General features: G+C 40.6%; 29 protein-coding genes and 1 pseudogene. 18 read left to right on the plus strand and 12 right to left on the minus strand.

What is annotated here, in order from left to right; genetic code table 11:
- Positions 1-125: 125 nt before the first annotated feature.
- Both EHS11_RS17940 and EHS11_RS17945 read left to right on the plus strand, forming a co-directional pair.
- A complete protein-coding gene (locus EHS11_RS17940; RefSeq protein ID WP_135765738.1) occupies positions 126-530 on the plus strand; it encodes a DUF4332 domain-containing protein in 405 nt (134 codons plus the stop codon).
- A gap of 64 nt (positions 531-594) precedes the next feature.
- The gene (locus EHS11_RS17945) at positions 595-3,156 is read left to right on the plus strand and encodes an adenylate/guanylate cyclase domain-containing protein (RefSeq protein WP_135765739.1); all 2,562 of its coding nucleotides are present in this window, start codon (positions 595-597) and stop codon (positions 3,154-3,156) included.
- A 62-nt stretch (positions 3,157-3,218) separates the two neighbouring features.
- Here EHS11_RS17945 and fliF read toward each other — a convergent pair whose 3' ends face one another.
- A complete protein-coding gene (fliF, locus tag EHS11_RS17950) occupies positions 3,219-4,919 on the minus strand; it encodes a flagellar basal-body MS-ring/collar protein FliF (RefSeq protein ID WP_135765740.1) in 1,701 nt (566 codons plus the stop codon).
- A 304-nt stretch (positions 4,920-5,223) separates the two neighbouring features.
- Positions 5,224-6,384, minus strand: a complete 1,161-nt coding sequence (locus EHS11_RS17955; protein ID WP_135765741.1) for an LIC_13076 family protein — start codon at positions 6,382-6,384, stop codon at positions 5,224-5,226.
- A 133-nt stretch (positions 6,385-6,517) separates the two neighbouring features.
- Between EHS11_RS17955 and EHS11_RS17960 the strand changes: the two genes are divergently transcribed.
- Both EHS11_RS17960 and EHS11_RS20245 read left to right on the plus strand, forming a co-directional pair.
- Complete coding sequence (locus tag EHS11_RS17960; protein WP_135765742.1) at positions 6,518-7,453, plus strand: MBL fold metallo-hydrolase; 936 nt, start codon at positions 6,518-6,520, stop codon at positions 7,451-7,453.
- Complete coding sequence (locus EHS11_RS20245; RefSeq protein WP_246048036.1) at positions 7,454-7,960, plus strand: hypothetical protein; 507 nt, start codon at positions 7,454-7,456, stop codon at positions 7,958-7,960.
- On the opposite strand, the gene fliE is transcribed toward EHS11_RS20245, so the two are convergent.
- Complete coding sequence (fliE, locus tag EHS11_RS17970) at positions 7,948-8,334, minus strand: flagellar hook-basal body complex protein FliE (RefSeq protein WP_135765743.1); 387 nt, start codon at positions 8,332-8,334, stop codon at positions 7,948-7,950. The genes EHS11_RS20245 and fliE overlap by 13 nt on opposite strands.
- Positions 8,335-8,531: 197 nt before the next feature.
- Between fliE and EHS11_RS17975 the strand changes: the two genes are divergently transcribed.
- The 6 genes from EHS11_RS17975 to EHS11_RS18000 all read left to right on the plus strand — a co-directional run bounded on the left by EHS11_RS17975 (position 8,532) and on the right by EHS11_RS18000 (position 11,671).
- Positions 8,532-8,933, plus strand: coding sequence for a DoxX family protein (locus EHS11_RS17975; protein WP_135765744.1), 402 nt, complete (start codon positions 8,532-8,534; stop codon positions 8,931-8,933).
- 65 nt (positions 8,934-8,998) lie between these two features.
- The gene (locus EHS11_RS17980) at positions 8,999-9,490 is read left to right on the plus strand and encodes a Spy/CpxP family protein refolding chaperone (RefSeq protein WP_135765745.1); all 492 of its coding nucleotides are present in this window, start codon (positions 8,999-9,001) and stop codon (positions 9,488-9,490) included.
- A gap of 185 nt (positions 9,491-9,675) precedes the next feature.
- Positions 9,676-10,125: a hypothetical protein gene (locus tag EHS11_RS17985; protein ID WP_135765746.1), complete on the plus strand. Its 450-nt coding sequence runs from the start codon at positions 9,676-9,678 to the stop codon at positions 10,123-10,125.
- Entirely contained in the window at positions 10,112-10,435 is a 324-nt protein-coding gene (locus EHS11_RS17990; protein WP_135765747.1) for a hypothetical protein, read from the plus strand. Before EHS11_RS17985 ends, EHS11_RS17990 begins: the two co-directional genes overlap by 14 nt.
- A complete protein-coding gene (locus EHS11_RS17995; RefSeq protein WP_135765748.1) occupies positions 10,432-10,764 on the plus strand; it encodes a hypothetical protein in 333 nt (110 codons plus the stop codon). Before EHS11_RS17990 ends, EHS11_RS17995 begins: the two co-directional genes overlap by 4 nt.
- Positions 10,765-10,789: 25 nt before the next feature.
- Positions 10,790-11,671 (plus strand): hypothetical protein, encoded by an 882-nt coding sequence (locus EHS11_RS18000; RefSeq protein ID WP_135765749.1) that lies wholly within the window; start codon positions 10,790-10,792, stop codon positions 11,669-11,671.
- Positions 11,672-11,673: 2 nt separating this feature from the next.
- Here EHS11_RS18000 and EHS11_RS18005 read toward each other — a convergent pair whose 3' ends face one another.
- The 5 genes from EHS11_RS18005 to EHS11_RS18025 form a co-directional block, all read right to left on the minus strand.
- Positions 11,674-13,185 (minus strand): hypothetical protein, encoded by a 1,512-nt coding sequence (locus EHS11_RS18005; protein WP_135765750.1) that lies wholly within the window; start codon positions 13,183-13,185, stop codon positions 11,674-11,676.
- Positions 13,186-13,270: 85 nt separating this feature from the next.
- Positions 13,271-13,732 carry a flagellar basal body rod protein FlgC gene (flgC, locus tag EHS11_RS18010; RefSeq protein ID WP_135765751.1) on the minus strand — a complete coding sequence of 154 codons (462 nt, stop codon included), beginning with the start codon at positions 13,730-13,732 and terminating at the stop codon, positions 13,271-13,273.
- A 25-nt stretch (positions 13,733-13,757) separates the two neighbouring features.
- Positions 13,758-14,189, minus strand: a complete 432-nt coding sequence (gene flgB, locus EHS11_RS18015) for a flagellar basal body rod protein FlgB (RefSeq protein WP_135765752.1) — start codon at positions 14,187-14,189, stop codon at positions 13,758-13,760.
- A gap of 15 nt (positions 14,190-14,204) precedes the next feature.
- Positions 14,205-15,068 (minus strand): sterol desaturase family protein, encoded by an 864-nt coding sequence (locus tag EHS11_RS18020; protein WP_135765753.1) that lies wholly within the window; start codon positions 15,066-15,068, stop codon positions 14,205-14,207.
- Between the two features lie 124 nt (positions 15,069-15,192).
- Positions 15,193-16,287 carry an AraC family transcriptional regulator gene (locus EHS11_RS18025; protein WP_246048038.1) on the minus strand — a complete coding sequence of 365 codons (1,095 nt, stop codon included), beginning with the start codon at positions 16,285-16,287 and terminating at the stop codon, positions 15,193-15,195.
- A gap of 93 nt (positions 16,288-16,380) precedes the next feature.
- Here EHS11_RS18025 and EHS11_RS18030 point away from each other — a divergent pair, with 93 nt between their 5' ends.
- The 7 genes from EHS11_RS18030 to EHS11_RS18060 all read left to right on the plus strand — a co-directional run bounded on the left by EHS11_RS18030 (position 16,381) and on the right by EHS11_RS18060 (position 22,281).
- On the plus strand, positions 16,381-17,505 hold the full coding sequence (locus tag EHS11_RS18030) for an MlaE family ABC transporter permease (RefSeq protein ID WP_135765754.1): 1,125 nt from the start codon (positions 16,381-16,383) through the stop codon (positions 17,503-17,505).
- Positions 17,505-18,269, plus strand: a complete 765-nt coding sequence (locus EHS11_RS18035; protein ID WP_246048040.1) for an ABC transporter ATP-binding protein — start codon at positions 17,505-17,507, stop codon at positions 18,267-18,269. The genes EHS11_RS18030 and EHS11_RS18035 overlap by 1 nt, the downstream gene beginning before the upstream one ends.
- A complete protein-coding gene (locus tag EHS11_RS18040; protein ID WP_135765755.1) occupies positions 18,266-19,213 on the plus strand; it encodes an MlaD family protein in 948 nt (315 codons plus the stop codon). The genes EHS11_RS18035 and EHS11_RS18040 overlap by 4 nt, the downstream gene beginning before the upstream one ends.
- 17 nt (positions 19,214-19,230) lie before the next feature.
- Positions 19,231-19,848 (plus strand): ABC-type transport auxiliary lipoprotein, LBF_0736 family, encoded by a 618-nt coding sequence (locus EHS11_RS18045; RefSeq protein WP_135765756.1) that lies wholly within the window; start codon positions 19,231-19,233, stop codon positions 19,846-19,848.
- Between the two features lie 164 nt (positions 19,849-20,012).
- Positions 20,013-20,306 carry a hypothetical protein gene (locus EHS11_RS18050; protein WP_135765757.1) on the plus strand — a complete coding sequence of 98 codons (294 nt, stop codon included), beginning with the start codon at positions 20,013-20,015 and terminating at the stop codon, positions 20,304-20,306.
- Positions 20,307-20,382: 76 nt separating this feature from the next.
- On the plus strand, positions 20,383-21,021 hold the full coding sequence (locus EHS11_RS18055) for a GNAT family N-acetyltransferase (RefSeq protein WP_342775481.1): 639 nt from the start codon (positions 20,383-20,385) through the stop codon (positions 21,019-21,021).
- Between the two features lie 114 nt (positions 21,022-21,135).
- Positions 21,136-22,281 carry a sterol desaturase family protein gene (locus EHS11_RS18060; protein WP_135765758.1) on the plus strand — a complete coding sequence of 382 codons (1,146 nt, stop codon included), beginning with the start codon at positions 21,136-21,138 and terminating at the stop codon, positions 22,279-22,281.
- A 185-nt stretch (positions 22,282-22,466) separates the two neighbouring features.
- On the opposite strand, the gene EHS11_RS20035 is transcribed toward EHS11_RS18060, so the two are convergent.
- From EHS11_RS20035 to EHS11_RS18070, 3 genes and pseudogenes are all read right to left on the minus strand, one after another.
- The gene (locus EHS11_RS20035; RefSeq protein WP_210413716.1) at positions 22,467-22,688 is read right to left on the minus strand and encodes a hypothetical protein; all 222 of its coding nucleotides are present in this window, start codon (positions 22,686-22,688) and stop codon (positions 22,467-22,469) included.
- A 180-nt stretch (positions 22,689-22,868) separates the two neighbouring features.
- A pseudogene (locus tag EHS11_RS20040) lies at positions 22,869-23,096 on the minus strand (aquaporin); the annotation flags it as partial.
- Between the two features lie 97 nt (positions 23,097-23,193).
- Positions 23,194-24,258, minus strand: coding sequence for a methyltransferase domain-containing protein (locus tag EHS11_RS18070; RefSeq protein WP_135765759.1), 1,065 nt, complete (start codon positions 24,256-24,258; stop codon positions 23,194-23,196).
- A 363-nt stretch (positions 24,259-24,621) separates the two neighbouring features.
- On the opposite strand from EHS11_RS18070, the gene EHS11_RS18075 reads away from it, so the two are divergent.
- Positions 24,622-25,044: a VOC family protein gene (locus tag EHS11_RS18075; RefSeq protein WP_135765760.1), complete on the plus strand. Its 423-nt coding sequence runs from the start codon at positions 24,622-24,624 to the stop codon at positions 25,042-25,044.
- Between the two features lie 25 nt (positions 25,045-25,069).
- On the opposite strand, the gene chrA is transcribed toward EHS11_RS18075, so the two are convergent.
- The gene (chrA, locus tag EHS11_RS18080) at positions 25,070-26,287 is read right to left on the minus strand and encodes a chromate efflux transporter (RefSeq protein ID WP_135765761.1); all 1,218 of its coding nucleotides are present in this window, start codon (positions 26,285-26,287) and stop codon (positions 25,070-25,072) included.
- Positions 26,288-26,316: the final 29 nt, after the last annotated feature.

The raw sequence follows: 26,316 nt of genomic DNA on the forward strand, positions 1-26,316 counted from the left end.
AGGATTTTTTTTATCCTAAGAAGTCAATGAAAAACTTGTTAAGAAAAACTTGACAATATTCAAAGATCGAATTCATTAATGGGCACCGGTTTGTTTGAAGTTTACTTCAGATAAGGAGTGTTATCATGGCAAAATTAGAAGATATAGAAGGTATTGGTCCCAAGTATGCTAACATTCTACGAAAGGCAGGGGTTCGTTCTATCGGAGATTTTCTAAAAAAAACCAAAGCTCCTCAAGGTCGCAAGGATCTTGCCAAATCAACCGGGATTCTGGAAAAATTGATTTTGGAATGGGCCAATCATGTAGACTTATTTCGCATCAAAGGCATCGGAGAAGAATACGCCGATCTTTTGGAAGAGGCAGGTGTGGATACTGTGGTAGAACTTTCAAAAAGAAAACCCGGAAGTTTATACGATACCATCAAAGCGATCAATGACAAAAAAAAACTAGTCCGTCAGCTTCCTTCCGGATCCAAAGTGGAAGATTGGGTTCTCCAAGCCAAAAAAACTCCTCGTGCTCTTACTTACTGAACTACCTGAACGGGTGAGAAGAAATTCTTGCCCTCTCGTTCCTTTTAAATCTTAGTCTTATGTAATGCCTTCTTACCCGCTTCAATTTTTCTCAATGCCGGAAGGATCTGTTTCCGATTGGGACTACTTCTGGTATCAGATTCCTTACGGTGCTCCCGGGATTCTCACATTTCTTGTAGGTATTTTTTTAAGCTATTTTGCCTTTCAAAAATTTCGGGAATCGAAAGAGAATCGTCTCTTCCATGTGAATCTGGCGATCACCTTTGTTAGTTTTGGTTTTGTCGGACTTGTCTTAAGTTTACGCGCTTGGATTCAAAATGTAGAATTGCTTGTTTTCTGGAACGATATACTGTATTTCTTTGTTCCTTCTCTTGCTCCGGCCGCGTTCTATCTGGTTTATCATATGACCGGAAAAAAGAGCAAGTTACTTCTCTATTATTCCTATCTATGTTGGCTTACTTGTTTTCTCATCTACTTCGGAATTATCATAGGAAAAGGTTTTGAAACGGATGTGACCGTCTTTCCTTTCGGTAAGTATCCTAAAGGAAGTTCTTTCATTCGTCCTTGGGGAATCGTAGCGCCCATCGGCTATTTTCTGTTAATCGTTCCTGCATTCGTAAAACATTATTCTCAAATCCGTGCCAATTATCATCCTTCCTTGTTTCATGGTGTGAATCTTTTGTTTCTACTTATCTGTTCGAATGCTCCGAGCATTCTCGGCTACAAACTGTATCCCGGTGGATTCTTTCTGTTTATTCCTATGCTTCTTGTAGCTTATGGAGTGTTTCGTTCCGATTTTTTCGATGTGAATCAACTTCTGTTTCAAAAGAACGGGATGTTTTATTTTTTATTCGGTCTCTTGTCTTTTGTTTTGATTTTTATTTCTTTCGGAGTTTCTTTCGGGCTTTCGCCTACTTCGTATGAAAGTTCAAATTGGTACCCTTGGGGACTTCCTCCCGTAGTGAGCGTGTTTGCTGCCATCTTTTTATCCATTATCGTTGCTGGCGCCAATCCTTCCGCAAGGTTGAATCAGTTATGCGCTTTCGCACTCATCCTGACTGGATTTTACGTAATGCAATCAGTTCCTTTGAAATTGAACCTTCCTTATGTTGTGCAATTGCGTGTTTCTCAATTGGTGTTTGTTCCTTTTGCATTTGCTCCGAGCATTATGGTGAGACTTGTATTTGAAGCAGTATCTCGGAAAAATCCGAAGGGTCTGAAGGTGATAGATTTTTTATGTCTGGTTGCCGCATTACTTGCCCCCTCACCTTGGTTATTTGTTGGTTATTACGAATATCCCTGGTCCAGAGTTCATCATGGTGGTCCTGTCGAAATCCTTGTCGGATTCAACGGACTCCTTGCCTTGATTTTCATTCTTTTTTCTTTGTTCAGACATAAGGAAATTGTGAAGGGCGCTTCCCGTTGGATCATAGGTTCTTTTGTTCTATCGGCTACTTTGCTTTTGTTTGCACTTTTTCCCTCGCATGGATTTCCCTTTTTTCCTCTGAGTGATTTTCAATTTGTTCCGGCGATTATTCTTGGTTATGCGGTGTTACGCCACGGTGCACTCTCCTTGGAAGGCAGAACGATTCAACTCAGCCAAAGACTGGCAAATCTCGGACTTGTCACGATAGGTATTGCCGGGATTTTGTATTTTCCATTGATCCGGGATCATTACGGCATCGGTGAATCCGCATTTCATTTGATGATGTTGGTTCTTCCGCTGATACTTTTCAATTACCTGGTTGTGTACATCATGTCCCGCCCTTTGGCGGAAGAATTGGATATCAGTTATTTCCTTTTGGACTTGGAAAAACAAAAGGCCGATGAAGAAAGAGAAAAGGCTCTTATCGCGCAGGACAAAGCGGAAGAAGCAATGGAAGAATCGGAAAAATTACTTTTGAATATTTTGCCTACAAAGGTCGCACAGGAACTTAAGCTGAAAGGAAGTGTAACGCCTGCTAGATTTGAAAGTGTCACAGTTTTATTTACGGACTTCAAAGGATTCACCAGAGTTGCGGAAGGAATGGAAGAACAGGAGTTAGTTCAGGAGCTGGATGCCTGTTTCACTCAATTCGATGAGATCATCCTTCGGAACAATTTGGAAAAGCTGAAAACAATCGGAGATTCCTATATGTGTGCGGGAGGACTGCCTGTACAAAACCATACGAATGCAATCGATGCTTGCCTTGCCGCATTGGAAATCCAAAGTTTTATGAATCAATTGAAAGAAATCAAAACAGCTTTGAATTTACCTTTTTGGGAGCTTCGGTTGGGGATTCACACGGGTCCTGTGGTTGCGGGAGTGGTGGGAAGATTTAAGTTTGCCTATGATATTTGGGGCGATACGGTCAACACTGCTTCCCGAATGGAATCGGGAGGAGAGTCGGGAAAGATCAATGTATCTTCCGAAACCTACAGCTTGGTTAAGTATTTTTTTGTAACTGAATACAGAGGAAAGATTTACGGTAAAAACAAAGGCGAGTTGGATATGTATTTTGTTCACCGCCTAAGACCTCGTTATTCGCAAGATCCTGACGGAAAGGCGCCGAACCAATTGTTTCGGGATTTATATGCCAGGATTCATTCGGGTTCCAAAATCCGCTGGAAGAACCAACCTGAGTGATTTCAGGTTGGTCGGTCTTTTTAGGGTAAGGTATTAGATAAACGTTTAAGTTTGAATTCTTTTTAAGTTTGTTCTTCTTCAGCAAGCCAAGTGCGAAGTAATTGCGCCACGTCTTCCGGTTTTTCTTTGGCAAGATTGATTGCGTTTTCCAAAAGTTCCCGACGCAATTTTTCGTCCAGAGAGAGCTCTACTTCCGCTCCCCCTTCGTCCATCACCCGCAATGCGGCTTCCCGCATCATTTGTTGTTGAGCGGCAAGCTCTTCCTCGCGGAGTCTTCTTCTTCTTGCCATTTCCTTTTTGATCGCTCTGTAGACAAGGATCGCAAGTATGAGTAAGATTAAGATCACTAGAGAAGCGATCACCATATTTCGGATTGCTCTTTGTTTTTGGAATTCTTCGTCTTCGAGTCTGAATTGTTCCGTCCTGTCTTTAGGAATGGTGATAACGCTGATCTGGTCCCCTCTGGAACGAGTATAACCGATCGCTGCTTCCAGGTTTTTGCGGATGAGTTTGAGGTCGGATTCAGAAACCGGATTGTACTTTCTATCATATCCGAGTCCGTCTTCTCTTTCCTTTTTTTCCCAAACTCCGTCCACTACGACGGAAAGTCCCAGTTTATCAATCTTCCAAGGCTGGCGTTTGATATCCTTAACACGTTTGTTGAATTCGTAGTTATTGATATTTTCATCTTTGGAGTATTCCGCTTTTTGGTAGTCAGTGTCTTTGTAACCGGGAGGTAGGTTCGGTTCGGTTCCTGCAGGTCCGTCGGGAGTGAATCCTCTTCCTTTGAATGCTTCTTTTGTTTCTTTGGAAGAAACCTTCAATGAATAACCGTCAACTAACTGACGTTCCGAGTAAGGAGTATCGGGGTTGTCTTCGAAAGCCACAACTGGCATCACTTCATTTTCCGTAAGTGATTCCTGATCCCAGTTTAAGATGTATTCGAAGCGGGTGATATCCACTCTATCTTCTCCGCCCAAATACCAACGTAGTGTGTTCCTAATATCGATTAGGCGTTTGACCCGTTCTTCTTCCTCGATTCGGAGTTTTTCCTGAACGATACGTAGTTCCAATCTTTCTTTTTCCAGATCTTCTTCGAAATCGGAAATGATCTTACCATCGGGATCGGCAACGCTTACGTTCTCAGGTTTCAATTTAGGAACCGCACGAGCCACCAAATTGACAATACCTTTCACTTCCTTTTTGCTAAGTCCTTCGATGCCCGGACGAAAATGTAGGATCACACTTGCTTTTACAGGGTATGCATTGGCTTCGAATAGATCCGCTTCCGGGATCGCTATGTTGACGTCCGCTTTTTCAATGGGACGCAAAGTCATTAGTGACTTTTCAATCGCACCCTTTAACGCCCGATACTTTTTGATATCTTTGTCAAATTGTGTCTCTGTGAATTTTTCTATATCAAAAAGTTCCCAACCGGTCACTCCCGCAGGGATGAGGTTCTCTTGCGCGAGTTTGGTGATGATTTCCTGTCTTTTGTCGGGATCTACAGTGATGAGACTTGTGTCGCTTGATCCGTATCCGTAACCGAGTGCATCCAGTTTTTTTGTGACTTCGGAAAAGTCTTTCGGGTCCAGATCTTTGAATAAAATGATTCGGTTTTTTGTGGAAGAGACGGAGGATAGGATTACGATCGCAATCACTACAACTAAAAGAACTCCTCCCAGGATGAGTTTCTTTGTATTGTCTAGTTTTGCTAAAAGTTCCTTAAGATTGTCTAGAATTCGTTGCAGTGCCTCAGGCATAGTTCGGGCCTCATCCCATTAAGAGACATAATTGCATCTTTGTACTGATTTGTACAAGTCTTTTTCGAGGCTTCCCGGAGGATTTTCCGGATTTTAAGGTTCTTTACTGTTCGCGCTCGCGGTAGATCCCGTCCTTGCGGGGGTTGTCATTTCCTGAAAGATATTGTTTAACCCGATGAGGCTAATGGAAGTGGCGATTGCTTTTTTCCGTTTTTCTTCCTCTCGTTCGGAACGGTCTTGAAAAACCGGATTTGTAAAACAATTCCAAAAAAAGGGGAATGTAAAAATAGAAATATAAAACGTTCTAAAAAGGTTTCCCATCGGTTCTTACCTTGATTTTAGTATAACGAATCTTTTCTATTTGGTTTTTTTCCAAATTTCTAATTTCCCCGTCTACTTCCAAACTGATATTGTCGGGACTGAAAGCTTTGATATCGCCTTGGACCGATATACCATTTGTTAGTTGGATCATCGCCACACGTTTCATGTAAAAAGGTTCTTCCGTTTCTTCTTTTATTTCTGCTTCCGCAACGGTAGATTCGGTTTCTCTTTTGTTTGCGATGATGGTTTTGTAAAGATCCCTTTCTTCCAAAAGTTGTCTATAATCGGCGAGTAAGGGAGAATCACAAGCTTCGATTCGAATTGTTTTTTTTGTAATGGAAGTAGCCCATCCCAAAACAACCGATAGAAGTACATCCGAAACTCCTACTTTTTCTTCAAAGCGGTAGGATTGATTCGGATCGGGAAATAATTCTTCCAACGCAACATGATTGAGTCGGTAGGTTCCAAGCAATATATACCACTGGGAATATTCTCTGGACAAATAACACTTGTCATCTGCTCTACTAAGAAACAGAGGTTGTGTTTCATAAGGATTGTGGATTTTCAGTTTGGTAAGTGACGAGGAGTCTGCTTTCCCTGTGCCGGGAACGACTTTTGGAAAAATCTCTTTCGCCCGTTTGACGCTGGAAGGAACTTGTTTTACCATATATTGCAATTCTTCCACCGTGAAGACCAATTCGTTTCTGAGCGTATCTCTGACATTCTCCGCTTCAGCATTTGCCATGGAGACTTGGGCAATGTGTTCCAAACCTTTGAGATGGAGTGTTTCCAATCTTGTTTGCAAAACGGGAAGCTCTCTATAAGCAAAGAGAAATGCTTCCTTTTTGCCGCTATGATCGGTTTTGTTTGTCAGTGACTCTTCCATCTTTTGAATGGCCAGTTGGGAAAATCGAACTGTGATGATAGTGCGGTAGGAATCTTCCAGAAATTGGTCATACACAGGAATCCCGAATACGCTGTGAGAATAGGGAGAAATCAACAGAGGGTTCAGAGAAGTATCTTCATACTTTTCCAATTGGGGGGAAGTTTCTTTTAGAGAGTAATTCTTTTTAGGAGTAGCACATTCAAAAATAAAAAAGGAAAGAATAACAAGTGCCAGTGGAACGGAAAAGATAGATCGCATATTTTTCTCTTTCAGAAACATTCTCATATTAATAAAACAAATACAATTGAAAATTATTGCAGGATTCCGGAAATCTTTTCGGAACCGGGAAATTGATCTTGAACTGAAGCGGTTCCCATTTAGTCTGATATTCATGAAGACGATACACACGATTGACTGCCATTATGCAGGATTGGATTTTGTGGCATGTTCCTATTTGGTTGTGGAAGGAGATCGGGCCAGTTTCATTGAAACAAATACCACGCACGCTCTTCCTTATCTTTTGGGCAAATTGGAAGAACTGAAAATCCCTAAAGAGAATGTGGATTATATCATTGTCACTCATGTCCATCTGGATCATGCAGGAGGGGCATCCGCTTTACTCGGCGTTTGTCCGAATGCAAAAATTCTGGCTCACCCTAAGACCGCCAAACACCTAATCAATCCGATCAGACTCATCCAAAGTTCAAAAACAGTATACGGGGAAGAAAATTTTCAAAAACTATACGGAGAAATTTCCCCCGCTCCGGAAGAAAGAGTGAGAGTGATGTCGGATAGGGAAGTATTGGAATGGGGCAATAGAAAATTCACTTTTTATTATACAAAGGGTCATGCCAACCATCATTTTTGTATTCACGATTCATTATCGAATTCCATTTTTACGGGAGACTCTTTCGGGATTTCTTATCCCAATTTGGAAAATGGAAAAAGGTTCATCTTTCCCACGACCACTCCTACGGACTTTGATTACGAGGAAGCCGTTTTATCAATTGACATCATTATAAATACCGGAGCTGAGATTGCTTATCTGACTCATTTTGACGGAGTGGACTCTCTCTCCGATAAAGCGGAGGCTCTCAAACAATCTTTGACTTTGTGCGATTCCGCAATCAATGAAGCAGTTTCTGTAAATAAAAACGAAGAAGATATGTCGCTCTATTTTGAAGCTAAGGTGAAAGAAATGATTGAAAACGCAGCGATAAGACAAGGAGTTCTTTTGACAAAGGATGATTGGAATCTTTTGAACTTGGATGTGAATTTGAACGCGCAAGGTTTGAAATTCGCAGCCTTGAAAAGTAGCGCCCGTTAAATGAAAAACCGGCTTTCCTTAATCTGTGTCTTATTGTCGATTTCCGTTGCCATTACCGATTGTTCCGGGTTCGGTTCGAAGATTTCCAATCGGAAAAAAAGTTCCAAACAGGATCATATTACAAATCAAATCAAAATTCGTATTTTATGCGGCGAATTTGATGAAGAGTTTTACTATCCTGTCTTACTAAACGAGAAAAAAGATCTGCTTTTGCTACTTGCCGAACTCTCTCAGAAGGAAAATCCGTCCATCCGTTTTATTTCCACTAATAAAACGGAAGAGATCATGGAGATCAACAGTGTTAGGAATTCCTGGAAGGAAGGTTGGGTGATCTATATAAACGGAGAAGTCGTAAACTCTGTCGAACTTAAGTTAGGTGTTCGTGTAGGAATGGAAGACAAGATAGAAATCAAACTGATTCCTGTGGAAAGAGTATTCGGGCGACCCATGTCCCAGAACGGATCGCCAAACGTGAAACCGAAAAGGTATTTTAATTATCTAAGCTGAGTCAATTCTCTGTAAGCTCTGATAAATCCGTCTGACATCGTTTTGGCGAAAGTCAAGGAGATTCTCGCTTTCTCCGCTGCGATCATCACGTCGTGAAGTTCCACACTGTTGGGATCAAAAACGATTTTTTGAGTCATTTCATCGGCTTCTACCTGTTGATCGTTTACCTGCTCGAATGCTTTTTTCATTGCATCTGCAAAGGTACCTGCGACTTCATCGGGTGATTTTGCTTCATTTGTTTTTCCGTAATGTCTCGTATCCGTTCTTTGAACTGCCACCTTGTCTCCATTAGGTAGGAGTGAATGGGGTTTTCCTGCGGAAGACAGGATTTGAGAATAGGAATTGGAAATAGAAGAAATCGGATTGATTGCCATGGGAACCCTCAGATCTAGTATCGCAGGATTTTCCGATTCCTTTAGTAAAAATTATGTCGGATGAGGGATTTTGATTGTGGTAGGTACCACATTTTTATCCTTCCGACGGCTTTGGCCGAGAATTGTGGTATCTACAACAGAATCCATTTCTAAATATTTGAGATTGACTCTCTTTCTCAAATATATATCCTTTTTCTATGGAACTATTCTCTAAATTCAAATGGCTTACTCCGAAAACAAAGAAAATCCTCTATTGGATTTCTACCATTCTGATCGTACTTTTGATGGGAAATGCGGCAATCATGCAACTCTTTCGGTACAATGAGCATTTTATAGAAGAAATGCAGGAAATGGGTTATCCCGATTATTTTATCAATTTGATCGGGTTTGCAAAAATCCCGGGGATTCTTGCACTTTTGGTTCCCGGTTTTCCGAGGCTCCGGGAGTGGGCTTATGCAGGATTTACATTTACCTTAATCGGTGCCGCATACTCTCATTTCGCCATCGGGGAATTCGAAGCGGTTCATATCATTGCCATCGCGATCTTGTTTGTTTCCTATTTTCTGAATCAGGATTCGGAAAAACCGGAAAAGGCATAAATTTTTTAACCACCGGGGAACCTCTTCTTCTCTTTTTGGGTAAATTAGTCAAAAGAGGAGAAAAAATGAAATCAATTTTAAGAACTTTGCTCGCTGCTTCCCTTGTGGTAGCTCTTACATTCGCACTCTCTGCTCATGACGAAGAGCATCATGGAAAGGAATATTCCAAAGACCATGGAAAACATTTGGAAAAAATGGCGAAGGAACTCGGCCTTACCCCGGAACAAAAAAAGCAAATTGAGAAAGTGCATTCGGATTCCAAACAGTCAAGAGAAGGATATGAAAAACAAAAAGACATTCTTCGCAAGGAACTTCATTCTCTATTATCTGCGGATAACCTGGATAAGTCGGCGATTCGTTCTAAAATGGAAGAAATTTTCAAACTAAAAGTCGATTCAAAAATGTTGTGGATTGACGAACGAATCAAGACGAGCGAGATTCTGACTTCAGAACAAAGAACCAAACACAAAGAGATTATGAAAAAACTTCATGCAGATCATGGTAAAAAAGATAAGATGAAAGACAAACCGGGTAAACGAGATAAAAAACGTGACTGACCCCGATTTGGTAGATAACATCGATGATGTGACGTAGGAGACTTATATCAGAATGTACCGTTATCTTAAAAAAAAGGTTGGAATGATACAAAGACGTGCTTCTTTTTTCGGAAAAGATTTGCACCAAAACGGAGTCAGGTGTTAGATGGTCATAATACGACGGTTCACCGATCCGTTTTTAGGTTATGAAAAAAACAAATTTCCTTTATCTGCTATTACCAGTCTTTTTAACCGGGTGTGCGGTCTTACATCATTATTCATTAGGCGATATTGACAACAGATCCTCTTCCAAACCAAAACCGTTTACCATTATGGTGAGTGAAAAAGGGATCAACTTAAATGAGGGACTTGCATTGGTTCAAGGAGGATTGTACGCAAGCAATTCTTCCTCCAATGCCGACGCCATTAAAGATATCGAGTATGTCAAACTCATGATCACTCTTTCCACAATGGGACCTCGTACAGGTGCCATGACGTTTGTAAAAAATTATACGGACACAATTCCCGATCTGTTGTACAAAGAATGTCCTTCGGGAAATATCACCGGCCTACGAAGTGTTCGTGAAACTGCACAATACCCTGTGATCACAGGAGAAATTATTAAAATAGAAGGATATTGCCTTGATTCAATCTAAACCCGTTTCCTACAAAATGCTAACCGCGATTATGTTATTTTCTTTGTTGGGATGTGCTCAACTGCAAACGGTTTCCATGACACCGCAACCTTTTCCTAAAGATCGGGAGGTTCCGATCCAAGCGGATGTTTCCAAGTTTGTTTTTTTGGCATTTAATTTTAATAATGATTTTCTGGAAGAGATTCCTGCCAAATTGACCGCACAATGCCCTACAGGAAAAATCACCGGTCTTTTTACCAAGTATGAAATCATTCAGTATGTTTTAGCATATAGAATGAATGTAATAGCGAAAGGATACTGTGTTAAATGAACAAAGTATCTAAGGCTTTCGGTTTAATCTTTGTTCTGGCTTTTGAGACCATAGGATGTATGTATTCCATTCATCAATTCCATGCAGGAGATACGGAAAAACCTGCAAAGATCGAGTCGGTAAAAAAGATTGTGGCTGAGGCGGAACAGTTTACAATCTTAGGCATTGTAAAAAATACGAGTTATGCGGATGAAGCTCTTCATAAATTAGTCGCTCAGTGCCCGAACGGAATGATTCAATCCATCGGTAGCCGATTTAGCACTGATTTGGGATTTTTGTCCTGGACCAATCGCATTCGACTGGAAGGTTACTGCGTCGTTGCACAGTAGTTTTGTGCGGATTTTATTCTTTATTATGATTGTTTCTTTTGTTTTTGGCTTAGACGCAGAAACAAAAGAAAAAGAGGAAGACTTTCAAAAACGCTCTTTCGAATTTAATATTCGCAGACAATATTCAACTTACATTCCCTTGGCGGCACAAAAAGAATATGACTTTTACAAAAAAGATCAGTCTACGGGAATGAAGGATGAATATTTTAGCATTAATGCAAAGTATCATATCTATAGTATCAATTCTTATATTGAATTTAATTATTTCAATTTGGCGTTGACCGATCTTAAAATCTCATATTTTTATTTCCCCCCTTATTCACCAGGAGATGTTTATTATACTGCTGGCAATCTAGGTACAATTAAAAGAAACGAACAAGAATTGAATTTTATTCATAAGATACAAGTTGGTTCTTTCAGTTTGGGCGCAGGTGCCGGACTTCGCCGGATCGGCTACGAAAATCGAGAAGGTTATTTTTTTCTCACTAATTATTTATACCGTGTAAATAGCATTGGTGCTCAAATTAACTTTCGATCCGAGTGGAGATTTATCGATCAACTTTCTTTATCTTTTGATATTGATGCATTTTATCTGAGAGGGACTAGAGTTTATCAAAGAAATCGAGTAGGGTCTCCCGGCTCAGTTTTTATCGCTAATGATAATGACGGTACTACAATGTTCACTCAAGGTTTCGAATTGGATCTTGCCTTGAATTATTATGTGACTGAGAACTTTAAGCTTTTTGTAGGTGGAAACAAGATTGATTCAAAATATTCTTTGAAAAAAGAGTATATCGATAATTTCAGCACATTCTATGGTTATAGTTCCTACAATCGCGAAGGGAACTATTCTTCTCAAAGAGAGGACATAAAGACATTGTATTGGGGAATCGGTTTTAAAATTTAATTTTACTGATATATTGTTCCACCTGTCGGAAATACATAGGGTCTGGGGCGCGGAAAATCCGTGCTTCTTGTCTTTTTGATCTTTGTGGCGGAAGGATTTGTCGGGTTTGCCGCGATCGACACATCAAAACTGATGGAAGAGAGTATATAACCCCCGTCACACGAATGAATCGTCTGTAACGGATATACATATCTCAGATCATACGTGGGTATAAGTACATAACGTAGGATTTGCCCTTCCGAATTGTATTCCAAGATACCACCATGACTGAAAGATCCGGGATATTGATTCCCCAGATTCGGATTTGCACTTCCGTAGGAAACCGAGGTATAAACGGACCCATTGGGATAAATATCTATATTCCCCGGAAAAAGATCCAAGTCAGTTGTTCCGAAATAACTGATCCATTTTCGATTCAGGTTCGAATCCAGTTGGACGAGAAGCGGATCGTTCGATGCGGACGGAGCTCTGATTTCTCCTCCGATACTTCCTGCCAAGGCCAAACCTAAATAGATTAGATTCTTGGAATGGTCGTATTGAATGGACGGAGGTACCACATTGATGATATTGCTATTTGTCCCGATAAAAGTATGTTTGAGATTTCTGGTATTCACATTATAATGCAAGACCACATATTGAAAGTTAACGGAAGCACCCGTATAAGGAAAGACAGGCGACGGAAAAAAGCCCGGATCTAAAGCCGCTTTGGACTTGCCGAGGATCAAGATATTGTCATCGTCTATTTTTTTTAAGGACATTCCCTCCGTTGTTTGAGTGCTGTTCCCTACGGACAAAAACCAATTGCCGGTTCCATTCGGAGAAAGATTAACAAGTATCAGGTCACTGTTTGCGGCTCTGCCGGAAAACCTGTCTTCTCCGAATCCCTTTGGTTTGGACGCGGCGGAACTATAACCTAAAACCAGAACTTCTCCGTTGGATCTGGTTTCCAACGCTGCCGTTTTAAAGTTATCCGTCCCTTCATCATTGATATAAGTATTCCAAATCAAATCTCCATTGCTTGTAACAGAAAAGACTCCTATGTTTGTAGAAGTGATTCCGGAATAAGGATGGATTGGGGTTCCTACGGAATTCAGAACATTCGCAGTCGCAATCACTCCGTTGTCGGTTAACTTCAAATGATTGAAACCTTCGTCGGCAATCCCGAGACTTCTGGACCAAAGTATCTTTCCGCTGGAATTGAATTTAATCAACATAACATTGAGCGCGTTTGTGCCCGAGACTTCATTCAATCGGTTTTCAAATGTATCATATGTTTGAAAAATCGTATAAACTTCCCCGACGGAATTTTCAACCGTATATAAAAACGGTTTTCCTCCGATCCTGGATTCAAGATGATTGAACTCCCATTCCCGTGCTTCACATTGAGGTTTTGCTTCTAAAAGATACTTTGTCAGTAGGTTGGAAAATGTGAAAGGATCTCCCGTATTATTGAGCTGGAGATTGCAAAAGCTGAAACTCGTAAGGAGCAGTAGGAAGCCGGGGAAACGATTCATTAGGAAATAAATTATCTATTTCCTGAAAAGAGTCAATAGGATTTCCCCCGTTTTTAATTGAGAAGTCGGTTTTGATCTAATTGATTTAAGCTCTTCCTATCTCCATCGCCTTATTGTACATAGCTTTTGTACCTGTGATCATTTGCACATTCGCTTCATAGGAGCGGGATGCGGAAATCATATCCGTCATCTCTGTAACGATATTGATATTCGGCATTTCCACATAACCCTTTTTAGATCCGATCTGTATGGCATCCGGATGGCTCGGATCATAATTCAATCGGAGAGGACTCATGTCCTTTTCGATTCTCATCACTTTCACACCTTTGCCTTCTCCGGGAGCCACTCCGAATGGGTAAACCGGACTTTTCCATTTGGTTCTGAGATTGATAGGAGTAAGTATGACTCTGTCGCGACGGAAAGGACCGTCTCCGTTTGTATTGCGCGTTGTAGTCGAGTTTGCGATGTTATTTGAGATTACGTCCATTCGAAGACGTTGTGCGGAAAGTCCCGTAGCTGATATATTGATTGAATCAAACATGCCCATATGATTTTATTCCTCTTTCTGCCTTTTACGTAGTTCGCATAACGATGTTTAATAGACGATTGTTTTGGTTGAGCCTTTCAATCATCAGGTTGTAAGTCATTTGGTTTTGATTGGCTTCCACGATTTCTTTTTCAATGTCCACATTGTTTCCGTCAGGGCGCATGGTCGTGAGATAATCCACGTTCACTTTCGGTTTTACATCTCTGTAATCAAGAGGTTTGAAAAATTCGATATGTTTTTCGTTTGTGATGAGGGTAGGGACTGCTTTTTCCTTTTCTATTTTTTCGGATTCGAAGGCACGTTTGAGCATAGACTCGAAATTCACCTCCGAACGTTTGAAATGAGGAACATCCGCGTTGGAGATATTGTCAGTCAGAACCTTTCTTTTGGTCATCGCGGCACCGAGGCCTCTTTCCAAAAGATCCTGCGTTTTCATAAAATGAGTAGATTCGAACATGACTAACCCTCTGGTTTATCCTTCGACCAGATTCTCTACCGGGTTAAGCGATTTATGTCGTTTAGCCTCTCCTTTTTTTATGCGATCCTCGACAACCTGCTCGAAATAGGTCTCGTAATTGGGAAAATTTGTCCCCATGATCCGATCCCAAACATTGAAATAAAGGCTATAATTGCCCTGAAACTTCTGGTGATGAAGATTGTGATGGGTGGATGTATTGATCCATTTGGTCAATGGACCTCTCGCCCAGGATTTGGGGAAAAATTCATAACCCAGATGCCACCAGATGTTCATCACCATCGCATAGAAAGTATGGAAGATCACTACGTTGAAATGAATCGGGACAAACATGATGAAAGGAACGATATAGATTCCTTCGAGGAATGCCTCTGTCGCTTGGAAACGGTAGGCAGCGAGAGGAGAAGGATTGATAGACATATGGTGTTCGGAATGAACATAGGGATATACTTTCCGGTTGTGGGCAAATCTATGCATCCAATAGAACCATGTCTCGTGCCAAACGGTAATCAATAGAAAACTGAAGAGAGCATAACCCCAAGCTTCGAGTCCGGTGATGGAACCGAAATAAACTTTGTTTGGAATCAATTTCATCTTGGAGAGAGTGATATTGACTGTTGCAATCAAGGTGAACATTATCAATGTAACAGCTGATTGACGAAACTCTTGCCAAACCTTTTCTACTTTAGGATAAACCTTTTGAATTCTGAATTTTTCAAAATAATTCTTTTTCCAAAGATAGAAAAACAAAAAAGCAAAACCTGCAATCGGATAATAGCGGATAAAATTCATGATAAGTTGTGCAAAAGAAACTTTCGTTACACAATCTAAAACAAGCTCACATTGAATGGGTCCGAACATCGGCAGCCTCCAAAAAATTTCTGATCTTAAGTTTACTCCGGTTTTAAAAACCAATCGACCGAATGGATCAATCCGGAAAGAAAAAAGAATCCGGATACATCCATTCGGAACAGATTCGTAAGGATTACGATTTTATTTTCTTTCGGTATTCCGTAGGACTCATACCTGTTTCTCTGCGAAATGCATCGTAGAATGTGGATTTTGAGGGAAATCCTACCTCGTACGCAATGGAGAGGATCGTCTTTTCTTTTTTTTCAGCACAGAGAGTTTTTGCTTCTTTGATCCGATAAAAATTGACAAACTGAAAAAAGTTTTTTCCCAAATGGAGATTCAGGTATTCGGAAAGTTGGTGGGGAGAGAGGGAGATTCGGGAGGCAAGCTCGGAAAGATTCAATTCATCTTCCCTATAGATTTTTTCCTCTTCCATCAGATGTTTCAATCCGTTGCCGATCTCGTCCAGATTGACGGAACTCAACTGTGTGGTTTGGTATTTTTTTGCGTCTTGTACGATCCGTTTGACTTCGTGCATCAGTTCCGGATTCCTCTGTCTCATAAAATAGACCCAAATGATCAGGACTCCGAAAATACTTGAAACTATATCCAACCCGTATCTGGAATTGTAAGAGATGGTGATAAATCCAATGATTCCCGACACTCCTGAAATGAATAATACTAGAAACACCAAACGAAGGTGAGCTGAAGATTGGATCATCTCCCAGCGGACGTACCGGAAAATTTGTTTGAACACGTAGTAGATGGAGTAAAAAATAGGTAATTGAACGATAACGATTGAGAGTTTGATTAGAAGAGGTATCCCCTGAACAGGGAATTTCTCGAAAAGCAGTCTTTTTTCGTCCGCATTACTTGCGTAATATGGTAGGAGCAGAAGGATTATAATTGCGCTAGGAGCCAATTCCCAAAAATTGATTTTTTCAAAACCTTTGTCCTCTCTCCAAATGGAAGAAAAATACCTTTTGAGCAGTGCACCAAGGAATGCCGCCAAAGGGAGATGGATTAAATAAAGATGAGGAAAAAGAAGAATGGCATCCGTTCCTACGAGAACAGTGTGGGTTTGAAAGATCCCTCCTAGTAAAAACAACAAGGCTTGGATATAGGACTGGTAGGATTTTTCTCTGGTTATGATCTCCCCTATGGCGAATAAAAAGGAAAGTCCTCCCGTGAATGCGATGAATCCCTGAATGTAAATGGAATGGTGCACGTATTTTAATTTTGTCTCCCAAACACTTAGAAAATCAAAATAAAATCACTTGCCATAAATAAGAAACCAGTATTATTTTAGATAGAAAATATCGTGGCAGAAAATGCTAGATCAACATCATTTTTATGGGAAGGGAGCACTCTGGAAGTCTATCTTCCTGAAGTATTATTGTCTCACCAAACAGCGGAAACATGGGCCGAGGCGGATTCTCAATTAAAAAACAAATCCCCTCAGTTGATTAGGGTCATTGCAAAAAAATTAAAAAACACGGATTCTTCCGGGATTTCTTTTTTGCATTTTCTGAAAACCTTCCAGGAAAACAAACACAACCGATTCGAATTACATGGGTTAAACGAAAAATTTCAATATTCCTACAAGATTGCCACGGAAGAATCCAAGGCTTCCTTTCGTCCTCCCGAACTCAAATTGGGCAAACCGGAAGAAATCGGAAAATTCACCATCGAATATATACGGGAACTGTCGTTTTTGATTTCTTTCACGGGCGAATTGACAGTATCTTTTTGGAAATCGGTATTTCGTCCTTCGCGCATTCGTTGGAAAGACGTATTCCGTGTTTCGGAAGCAATGGGAGTGAACGCATTTCCCATCATTGCCATGATAGGATTTCTACTGGGACTTATCATGTCCTTTCAATCGGCGATTCCGATGCGCAGGTTCGGTGCCGAAATTTTTGTGGCAAACTTAGTCGGCCTGTCTTTATTCAGAGAGCTTGGACCTCTTATGACTGCGTTCATTCTGTCCGGCAGATCAGGTTCCGCCTTTGCTGCCGAACTTGGAACGATGAAGGTATCGGAAGAGATTGATGCTTTGACGACGATGGGTCTTCCTCCCGTTCAGTTTTTGATTGTCCCGAGACTTGTAGCTTCACTTCTCATGACCCCTCTCCTAACAGTTGTTTTTAATCTCTTCGGTCTGATTGGGGGTGCGATCGTACTACTCAGTTTTGGTTTTCCTCTCGTTACTTTTGTCAACCAAGTGAATATAGCTGTCGGCTTCAACGATATTGCAGGCGGCCTTTTAAAATCTTATTTTTTCGGAATGATCATTGCCGCGATAGGATGTTATCGCGGATTGAAAACCACAACCGGTGCCGGTGCCGTAGGAGAGTCGACAACTGCAGCAGTAGTCGGTTCCATCATATTAGTTTCGATTTTGGACGGGATATTTTCCATCGTTTACTTTTATCTGGGGATATAATGGAAGACTCAATCATAGAAGTAGAACATTTGAAAACCGGATACGGCCAAAATATCGTTATGAATGATATTTCTTTCTCTGTCAAAAGAGGAGAGATCTTCGGAATTTTAGGCGGTTCGGGCTGTGGCAAGTCCACGGTTCTAAAAAATATGATCGGGCTTACACCACCTATCAGCGGTAAGATTTGGATCGAAGAAGACGATATCGTCACCGCTGAAGGAAAGGACAAAATCCGTATTTGGAATAAGATCGGGGTAATGTACCAACAAAGTGCTCTCTTCGGTTCCATGACATTATTGCAAAATGTAAAACTTCCTTTGGAAGAATTTACAAATCTTCCCGTCGAAGCTATGGATACGATCGCAAGAATGAAGCTGAAGATGGTGGGACTCGAAGCATTCGTAGATCTTATGCCGTCCGAACTTTCCGGTGGGATGAAAAAAAGAGCCGCTATTGCGCGGGCAATGGCGATGGACCCTGAAATATTATTTTTAGATGAACCGTCAGCCGGGCTTGATCCTATTACGAGCGTGGATTTGGATCATCTGATCATTCGTTTGTCCAGATCTCTTGGAGTCACTTTTGTAATCGTGACTCATGAATTGCCGTCTGTTTTCACTATGGCGGATCGAGTGATTGTTTTGGACAAAGAAACAAAGGGGATAATTGCCGAAGGTCGTCCCAAAGATTTAAAGGAAAAAGCAAAAGGATCTTTTGTGTATAGATTTTTCAACCGACTATCCGAGGAGAATATTAAAAAATGAATCAAATGAATATGAGTTACTTTAAGGTGGGTGTCTTTGTTCTCGCCAGTTTTTTTGCTCTAATCGGATTTGTAATTACATTCACTGCAGGTGCTTTGTTTCAAAGATCGATCAAATTGGAAACATACTTTGACGAATCGGTACAAGGCTTGGATATCGGTTCTCCCGTAAAACACAGGGGCGTCAAAGTGGGTTCGGTAGAAGCGATTTCATTTGTACAAAACGAATACCCTGACAAGCTGGACGGAGAAATGTCTTATCGTTACGGGCGTTATGTGATCATAAAGATGTCTGTTCCCGATTTTGTGCAGGGAGTGAGCGGGAACGAACTAAAAAAAACGGTGGAAAGAATGATTCATAACGGACTGCGTGTTCGTTTGGCGTCCCAGGGACTTACCGGAACCGCATATTTGGAATTGGATTATCTTAACCCGGAAAAGAATCCTCCTTTGGACATCAAATGGGAACCTAAAACGAATTACATCCCTTCCGCACCGAGCACCATTTCCCGTTTTACCGCCTCAGTCGATAAGTTTTTCGATTCTTTGGACAAAGCAGATATAAGCAAGATATTAACAGGTGTTAATGATTTGGTGAATAACCTCAATCAAACTGTAACCGATGCACGACTGGGTGATATTTCCAAGGAAGCGATCGGTTTGCTTGCGGAACTTCGTAAAACAAATGCGGAAGTGAAAAACCTAATTGCGCAACCCGAACTTCAGAACACTCCCAAAAAAATCGATCAGACAATCACGCAGTTGCAGACAACAATCAAAAGATTGGATACTCTTCTTGCTTCCAACCAAGGAGATATTTCCGTTTCTATTGAAAATCTCCGGATTGCTTCCGAGGATTTAAGAGAAGTGACGGCAAATGCCAAAAAATACCCGTCTCAGTTTTTATTCGGAGAAGCTCCCAATAAATCCAAGATATGGAAATAACGGATAAAAGTTCAGTTATGCTATTTAAAAAGAAAATCTCATTTTCCGTTGTTCCGATCCTCGTCACCTTTATTTCGTTTGGTTGTTTTGGAATTTCCAAAACATTTCCTGAAAAAAAGTTCTTTCTGGTTGAGACAGGATTTTCCGGTCCGAATTTTTATCCTCCGAAGGGATCTGCCCTCAAAGTAAGACGGTTTTCCATTTCACAAAAATTTGAAGGTAAGGAGCTTGTGTATAGAAAAGACGATGTGAGCTATGAATCCGACTATTACAATCTTTTCTTTATTCCGCCGGCTACCAACTTGAAAGAAGAGATTTTAAAAGGTTTGATCCAGCTCAAACTGTTTGAATGGGATGCAAATTCCAATACTAAAATAGAGCCCACACATTATTTGGAAGCTAACGTGCGTTCTTTGTATGGTGATTTTAGAAATTCTCCGAAAGCGGTAATGGAAATAGAATTTTTGTTCTATATAGAAGTCGATGGCAATACAAAGATTTTACTTCGAAAAACGTATGAAAAAGCGGCTCCTATCGGTAAAAAAGAACCGGAAGCTTTGGTCCTCGGTTGGAACGAAGCTTTGGGGCAAATCGGAAAGGAACTGGAAACCGACCTTCGGGATAAAATCAAATAAGCGTTTCATCAAATGCATAGGTAGTTTCCGCAACTAGTAACTATCCCCTATTGAAATGGGTTGGATTTCGTGTAATATGTTTTTTGTTAGCGTTTTGAAACTGCGGGTTGGTGATCCGGCCCACGTTGCTCCTTTCGGATAAAAATGCTTCAAGGAAAAATCGAATGAAACTAGATCGGAAGTGGAACTTGGGAATTTTTTGGATTTTGAATCTATCTTTGTTTTTATTTGTCGGATGCGCTTCCGGCAATTATTACGAAAGGGATTGTTTCAATGATCCATCTTGCAGAAACAATCAATACTACAATAGAAATTCTGGAAATTACAACTACAATAGGATGTATTATTACCAACAACCTTCTTATAACCGCCAAGGCGGAGACGCCCATCACAATCCATTCCATGTTCCAGCGGGAAGATTTCATAATGCGGGCAATCCAGGTAAGTGGAAGTTATAGGTATAAATTAAAAAAGATTTGGATTTTAGAATTGAAAATATGAGGAAAGCTTCATATTTTAGATTCAGATTTTTCTATGACAAACATATCAAACAAAGATTTTTCCATTCGCCCCGCTCTTCCGGAAGATGTAGAAGGGGTGATTCCTTTGATTTATTCTTCCGGTCCCAAGGCATGGTCTTTTGTATTTCAGGAAGGGGTTGTCGGTCCTTTTGATTTTTTGCGAAAGGCCTTTCTTAAACGAGGCAATACGATTTCTTATTCAAATCATTTTGTCGCAATCAAAGGAGATTTGGTAGTAGGAAGCCTTATCATTTACAAGCAACCAGTTTTTCTATTATTAACCGTCGGTACTGCAATCAGAATTTTTTTTACATACGGTATTCGGGCATTGAGGGTGATCGGTCGCGGACTCAAAACCGAAGCAATGATTCAACCTCCAAAATCGGATTGTCTGTATTTGGGTCATATCTCTGTATCAGAATCGGAGAGAAAAAAGGGGATCGCAAAGGAGATTATGCGTTATGCGGTCAGCGCAAATCCTGTTTCGAAAAAAATATCTTTGGATGTTTCCGTAGAAAATGAATCTGCCATTTCTCTCTATAAAAGTTTGGGATTTCAGGTGGTCGCTACCAGAAATCTTCCCGGTTCTCCTGGTATTGTGCCTGATCATCATTATATGGAAGTAGAGAGAAAGGATTTTAAATTTTCATAAGATCTGAATAGGGGTTCCCGACCGAAGAAAACCGAAAGTCAATGCGGGATTCCTTACTAAAATAAAATGCATCTAAGTTCTTGACTCTTTTTTTTGGAAAAATAGAATGCAACGGTGCGCCTGATAGAATCCATAGCACCTTTCTATTTTGTTCTCATCTTAACGGAGATTCTGTATACCTATAAATACAAACTTACTTTTTACAGCTTTAGGGATTCGGTAGCGGATTTGAGTTTGGGAACTCTTAGCCGAATTGCCGACGGTGTTATCCTTTTAGGAATTGTTTTTGTTTACCAATCTTTGCAAAATTTGTTTTCTTTTGAAGATTTTCTTCCCTTGTCTTTGGTGAGTTACAAGTCTCCTTACAGTTGGGTGATTCTTTTTATTTTGGTCGATTTTCTATTTTATTGGGCGCACAGGTTTGCACATGAAATCAATTTATTTTGGGCATCTCATGTAGTGCATCATTCCAGCGAAGAGTTTAATTTGTCAGTAGCGCTCAGACAATCGTTTGTTCGAAATCTTTTTATCGGGATTTTTTATCTTCCTTTGGCGGTTTTTGGATTTTCTGCGGAGGCTTATCTAATCACTGATGCTTTGAATCGCACCTACCAGTTCTGGGTGCACACTCGAATTATTGATAAGCTTCCTTTTTGGTATGAGTTGATATTTGTAACACCGTCCCATCATAGAGTGCATCATGCGGTGAACCCGCGTTATATTGATAAAAATTACGGAGGAGTGTTTATTTTTTGGGACAGATGGTTCGGGACTTTTGAAGAGGAAAAAGAAGAACCCGTATACGGTGTTGTCAAACCTTTGGGAACATTTCAACCGATTTTGGCGGAGATTCATGTGTTTTCGGATTTGTTTCGTGACTTTCGACTGACAAAGAATAAACGGGAAGGCATTCTAGGATTTTTCAAACCTCCCGGATTCCGGCCTTCCGATTTGCCCGCTTACCCGAAACCAAGACCTGTTAGTCCGTATAGTTTTACAAAGTTTTATCCTAAAGGAAAGGAAACAAACGGATTTCGATTTTATATAATTTCCCAGTTTGTCATTACTGCTTTGTCTTCTTTGGTTTTTATTAAAACGTACGGGAAATGGACATATTTTGAAATTTCAGTTTTTACTTATGTGATTGTATTTTCGTTTTATTCTTTGGGCAAAGTATTAAATAGCCAAACAGACGTAAAGCGATACGAATTGGCGAAATGGTTGTTTTGGATTCTTATCGCCGGCTATTTTGCTCTATGAAATTTCGAGCCATTGGATGTGACATAATATTCTGCGGGATGGTTAAGCCCCCACCCTGAATCGGGTGGAGGAGGCGGGCTCGTGGGCTTTCCCTCCCCTTCGCCTTACCATAAAACCTTGCTGCCCGCGAACCCATTTCCCGATTCATCGAAAATTCTTTTCAAAAGTTCGCCTTTTTGACCGGTCTAGGCCGGTGCTTCTTTTGGTTTCGGATCGAAAAAACGAAGTATGAAAATCCCAAGCCCAAGGCCAATTGATTGCGCTAGGATAAAGCCGGGTGCGTCTCCGGACGAATCCCTGCAAATATCGGACAACGCTCTGGCAATCGTTACTGCCGGATTTGCAAAAGATGTGGAAGAAGTGAACCAATAAGCAGCTGTTATATAAGATCCTACTAGAGCAGGCACCTGACCTCCCGCGTGTCTTATTCCTAAAACGTGTAAGTAAAAGCCCGATAGTAGTCAAAATTTCGGATGTCCATTGAGGAACACCGGTTCTTACGTGGGCGGAAAATTGAAAAATAGGAAGCTCGAAAATGAAATGGGATAACCAGCCCCCAATATGCCACCTAATATTTGTGCAGCGATCTAACCGTAAACCAATTGATTCGGAATTTCTCTTTTGATTCGAAAGAATATCGTAACAATTGGATTGAAGTGTGCTCCTGAGATGGGTCCGAAAATAGAGATCAAGACATATAGGCCGGTGCCTGTCGCTATCGCATTTGCCAAAAGTGCAATCGCAGTGTTGCCGGAAGAAAGGCTTTCTGCCATAATGCCTGAACCTATGACAATAAGCAAAAGAAGAAAGGTGCCTGCAAATTCGGAACCTAATTTTTATAAGTTGCTATAAATCGTAGTCGTATTGTCTTTCAAATTGAGTTTTCCCGTTTTATTCGTTTTTCAATCATAATTAACAACAGGCTCCCGACAGTACTTCTCCTGAAGATGCTGATGTGACGGGACTTGGACCACAGTCAAAAAGCCCTAAGTGTTTTGACTTGTCACCGATGATCCTAAAATGTTCTTTGTACTGGGTTTTGGATAACATATCGGCCGTATTTCCACAAACTAACATCGGTTTATCTGTATAAAAAACGTGGTGATCGTCAAGTATGAAATTATGAGGATGATCTTCAATTGTTCCTTTGTAAAAAGCAACTTGCCCGAAATCTTCACAGCGATCCTCCAAAGGTATTTTGAAGGCTCTGAATGTGATCGAATAAAAATTTACATTTCCTATTTTCTTTTCTATTTCAGGGTTTTGTAAGTTCAATTTGGATTGGGATACGACTCGAAAATCATTGATTCCCAGGAGAGAGAAGAGTCTTCGAAAATCTTCCGTATACAGGGCTCCTCCCAGGCATTCTCCCAGTAGCATAGGATCTTTGCTCAGCTCTTCCGGGATTCTCCTGTCTGCAAAAACATCACTGAAATACAACTCTCCGCCCGGCTTCAATACTCTAAAGATCTCTGAAAAAACCAATTTTTTGTTAGGTGATAAATTCGTGACGCAGTTGGAAACTATCAGGTCGACAGAATCGTCCTCAATTCCTGCCGATTTCAAATCTTCGATATATCCATTTTTAAAAGATACATTTGATTTTTGATATCCGAATTGAGTTTTATGATAATCCAGATAAGAGCTCGCAACATTTAGTTGCTCCTCGGTCATATCAATCCCGATGACAGATCCCTTTTCTCCCACCAGTTTTGAGAGAAGATAAACATCTCTACCCGACCCGCATCCCAAATCAATGACTGTTCTGCCGGTAAGTGCCGGAGGGAAAGGAGAACCACAACCATAGAATTTTTCTTTTACTTCCGGATGGATTTTGCTAAGGATGGGCTGGTAAGAGGAAGGTAATGATTCAATACTGCAACAAGCTGAAGTTTTAAGATCTTTGTTTGTTTGCAAGATCTTACCGTAATAGTTTTGAACTGCTTTCAAGGTTTCCAATTCAGAGGCTGTAGGCATATCTCTCCCGAATCATAATAGATCATGATCTCTTTTCTCTCAGATTTTCTTTCCATGTCTGTGATACAAGCAGATTCGTTTTGATGTGACTCTTCTATTGCGAATAATTCCGGTTTATTGTTCTTTTTTTATGATTTTAGTTTTGTGGTTTTGAAAAGTATTTTGTTCATTGTATATAAATATTTCATAATATTCTAATTGCAATATTATAATGAAATTTCGGTTTATTTATTACTTTTTTAGTAAACTCCGGTGTAGTCGCTGTAAGAATGATTCAATCCCGTTTATAATTTTAGAAATTGCTTTGGAAAATCTTTTATTGACAGAGTGGTTCCGGAAGATAAGTTATAACGGGTATCGCTAATGAAATATTTACATTCCATGATCCGAGTGAGAGACTTGGACAAAGCATTGCATTTTTTTATTCATGTGTTGGGTTTGAAAGAAACTCGTAAGTCGGAACATCCTGAAGGGAAATACACTTTGGTATTTCTTTCCACGGGGGAACCGGATGCGCCGGAGGTGGAACTCACTTTCAATTGGGCTCAGGAAGAGCCTTACACTGCCGGAAGAAATTTCGGTCATCTTGCTTATGAAGTGGATGATATCTATGCAACTTGCGAGAGGATTCAATCCTTGGGAGTTGTGATCAATCGTCCTCCCCGGGATGGAAGGATGGCTTTTATTCGTTCTCCTGATTTGATTTCGATTGAGCTATTGCAAAAAGGAAAACCTCTTCCTCCGAAAGAACCTTGGTTGTCTATGACAAACAAAGGCGAATGGTAAGTAATGATTTCCGGTTTTGTTCGAATCAGTATCTACTGAGATAAAATCCGTAGGAAGTAACTACGGATAGTAGAACCACCGCCCAGGAAGGGATTTCCCAAAAAAGAATTAGCAGAAAACCGAATAACGCGACGGAAAAATCCTGTACGTTTTGTACTGAACTTGTCCAAATCGGATGATAAAATGCTGCTAGTAAGATTCCTACTACTGAGGCATTGACCCCGAACATAGCATTTTGTATTTTGCGATTGGAACGAATGGATTCCCAAAAGGGAAGAACTCCCAAAATTAATAAAAACGAAGGAAGAAAAATAGCTGCTAGAGCAATACCCGCCTTCCACCAAACCGGACTTAGTATGTCGGATGCAGCACCTAAATAAGCCGCAAATGCGAATAAAGGACCTGGTATCGCTTGGGAGGCTCCGTAACCGTTCATAAACACTTCGTTTGTCGTCCAATGACGAGATACCATTTCATTTTGCAATAATGGCAAAACAACATGACCTCCTCCGAATACCAGGGAACCAGCCCGATAAAAACTGTCGAATAACAGGATTTCCGCGCGAGGGAAATAAAATGCCGCCAATGGCAATAATACAAGTAATACAAAGAACAGAATGAGAAACAAAAAGTTGAATGAACTTCCGTGTTGTTTGTTCTTTTGGGAAATGATGGCAGAGGTTTCTTCTTGAAATAAAAAAGATCCGATCGTGCCGGATACAAATATCAGAAAGATCTGGGTAAAGGAAAAGGGAATAAGTAGACAGCTAATACATGTTAAAATGGTTATGCTTGCTCTCTGTTTATCATAGGAAAACTTTTTCCCCATAGACCAGATTGCCTGCGCAACGATTACAACTGCGGATAGTTTCAATCCGTGTAAGATCGGTTGGAATCCAGGAGAGACAAGCGATGTGATTCCATAATAGAATCCGACAAGTAAAAATGCGGAAGGCAAAGTGAATCCGATCCAGGCGAGGATCGCTCCGATAAGTCCGGCGCGTTTGTATCCTAATGCCATTCCTATCTGGCTACTGGCAGGTCCGGGTAAAAATTGACAAAGCGCCACCAAATCGGAATAACTTTTGTCATTGATCCATTTCTTTTTCAAAACGAATTCGTGGTGAAAGTATCCTATATGTGCGATAGGTCCTCCGAAGGATGTGCAACCCAATCGAAGAAATGTGAATGTGATTTCCAAACAGGAATGAAATTTTTCTCTTATCTTTTTCACTTCGCTCATGCATCCATTCTTCTTATTTAGAAATGGAA

It is taken from the genome of Leptospira ilyithenensis, from assembly GCF_004771005.1.
Classification (GTDB): domain Bacteria; phylum Spirochaetota; class Leptospiria; order Leptospirales; family Leptospiraceae; genus Leptospira_A; species Leptospira_A ilyithenensis.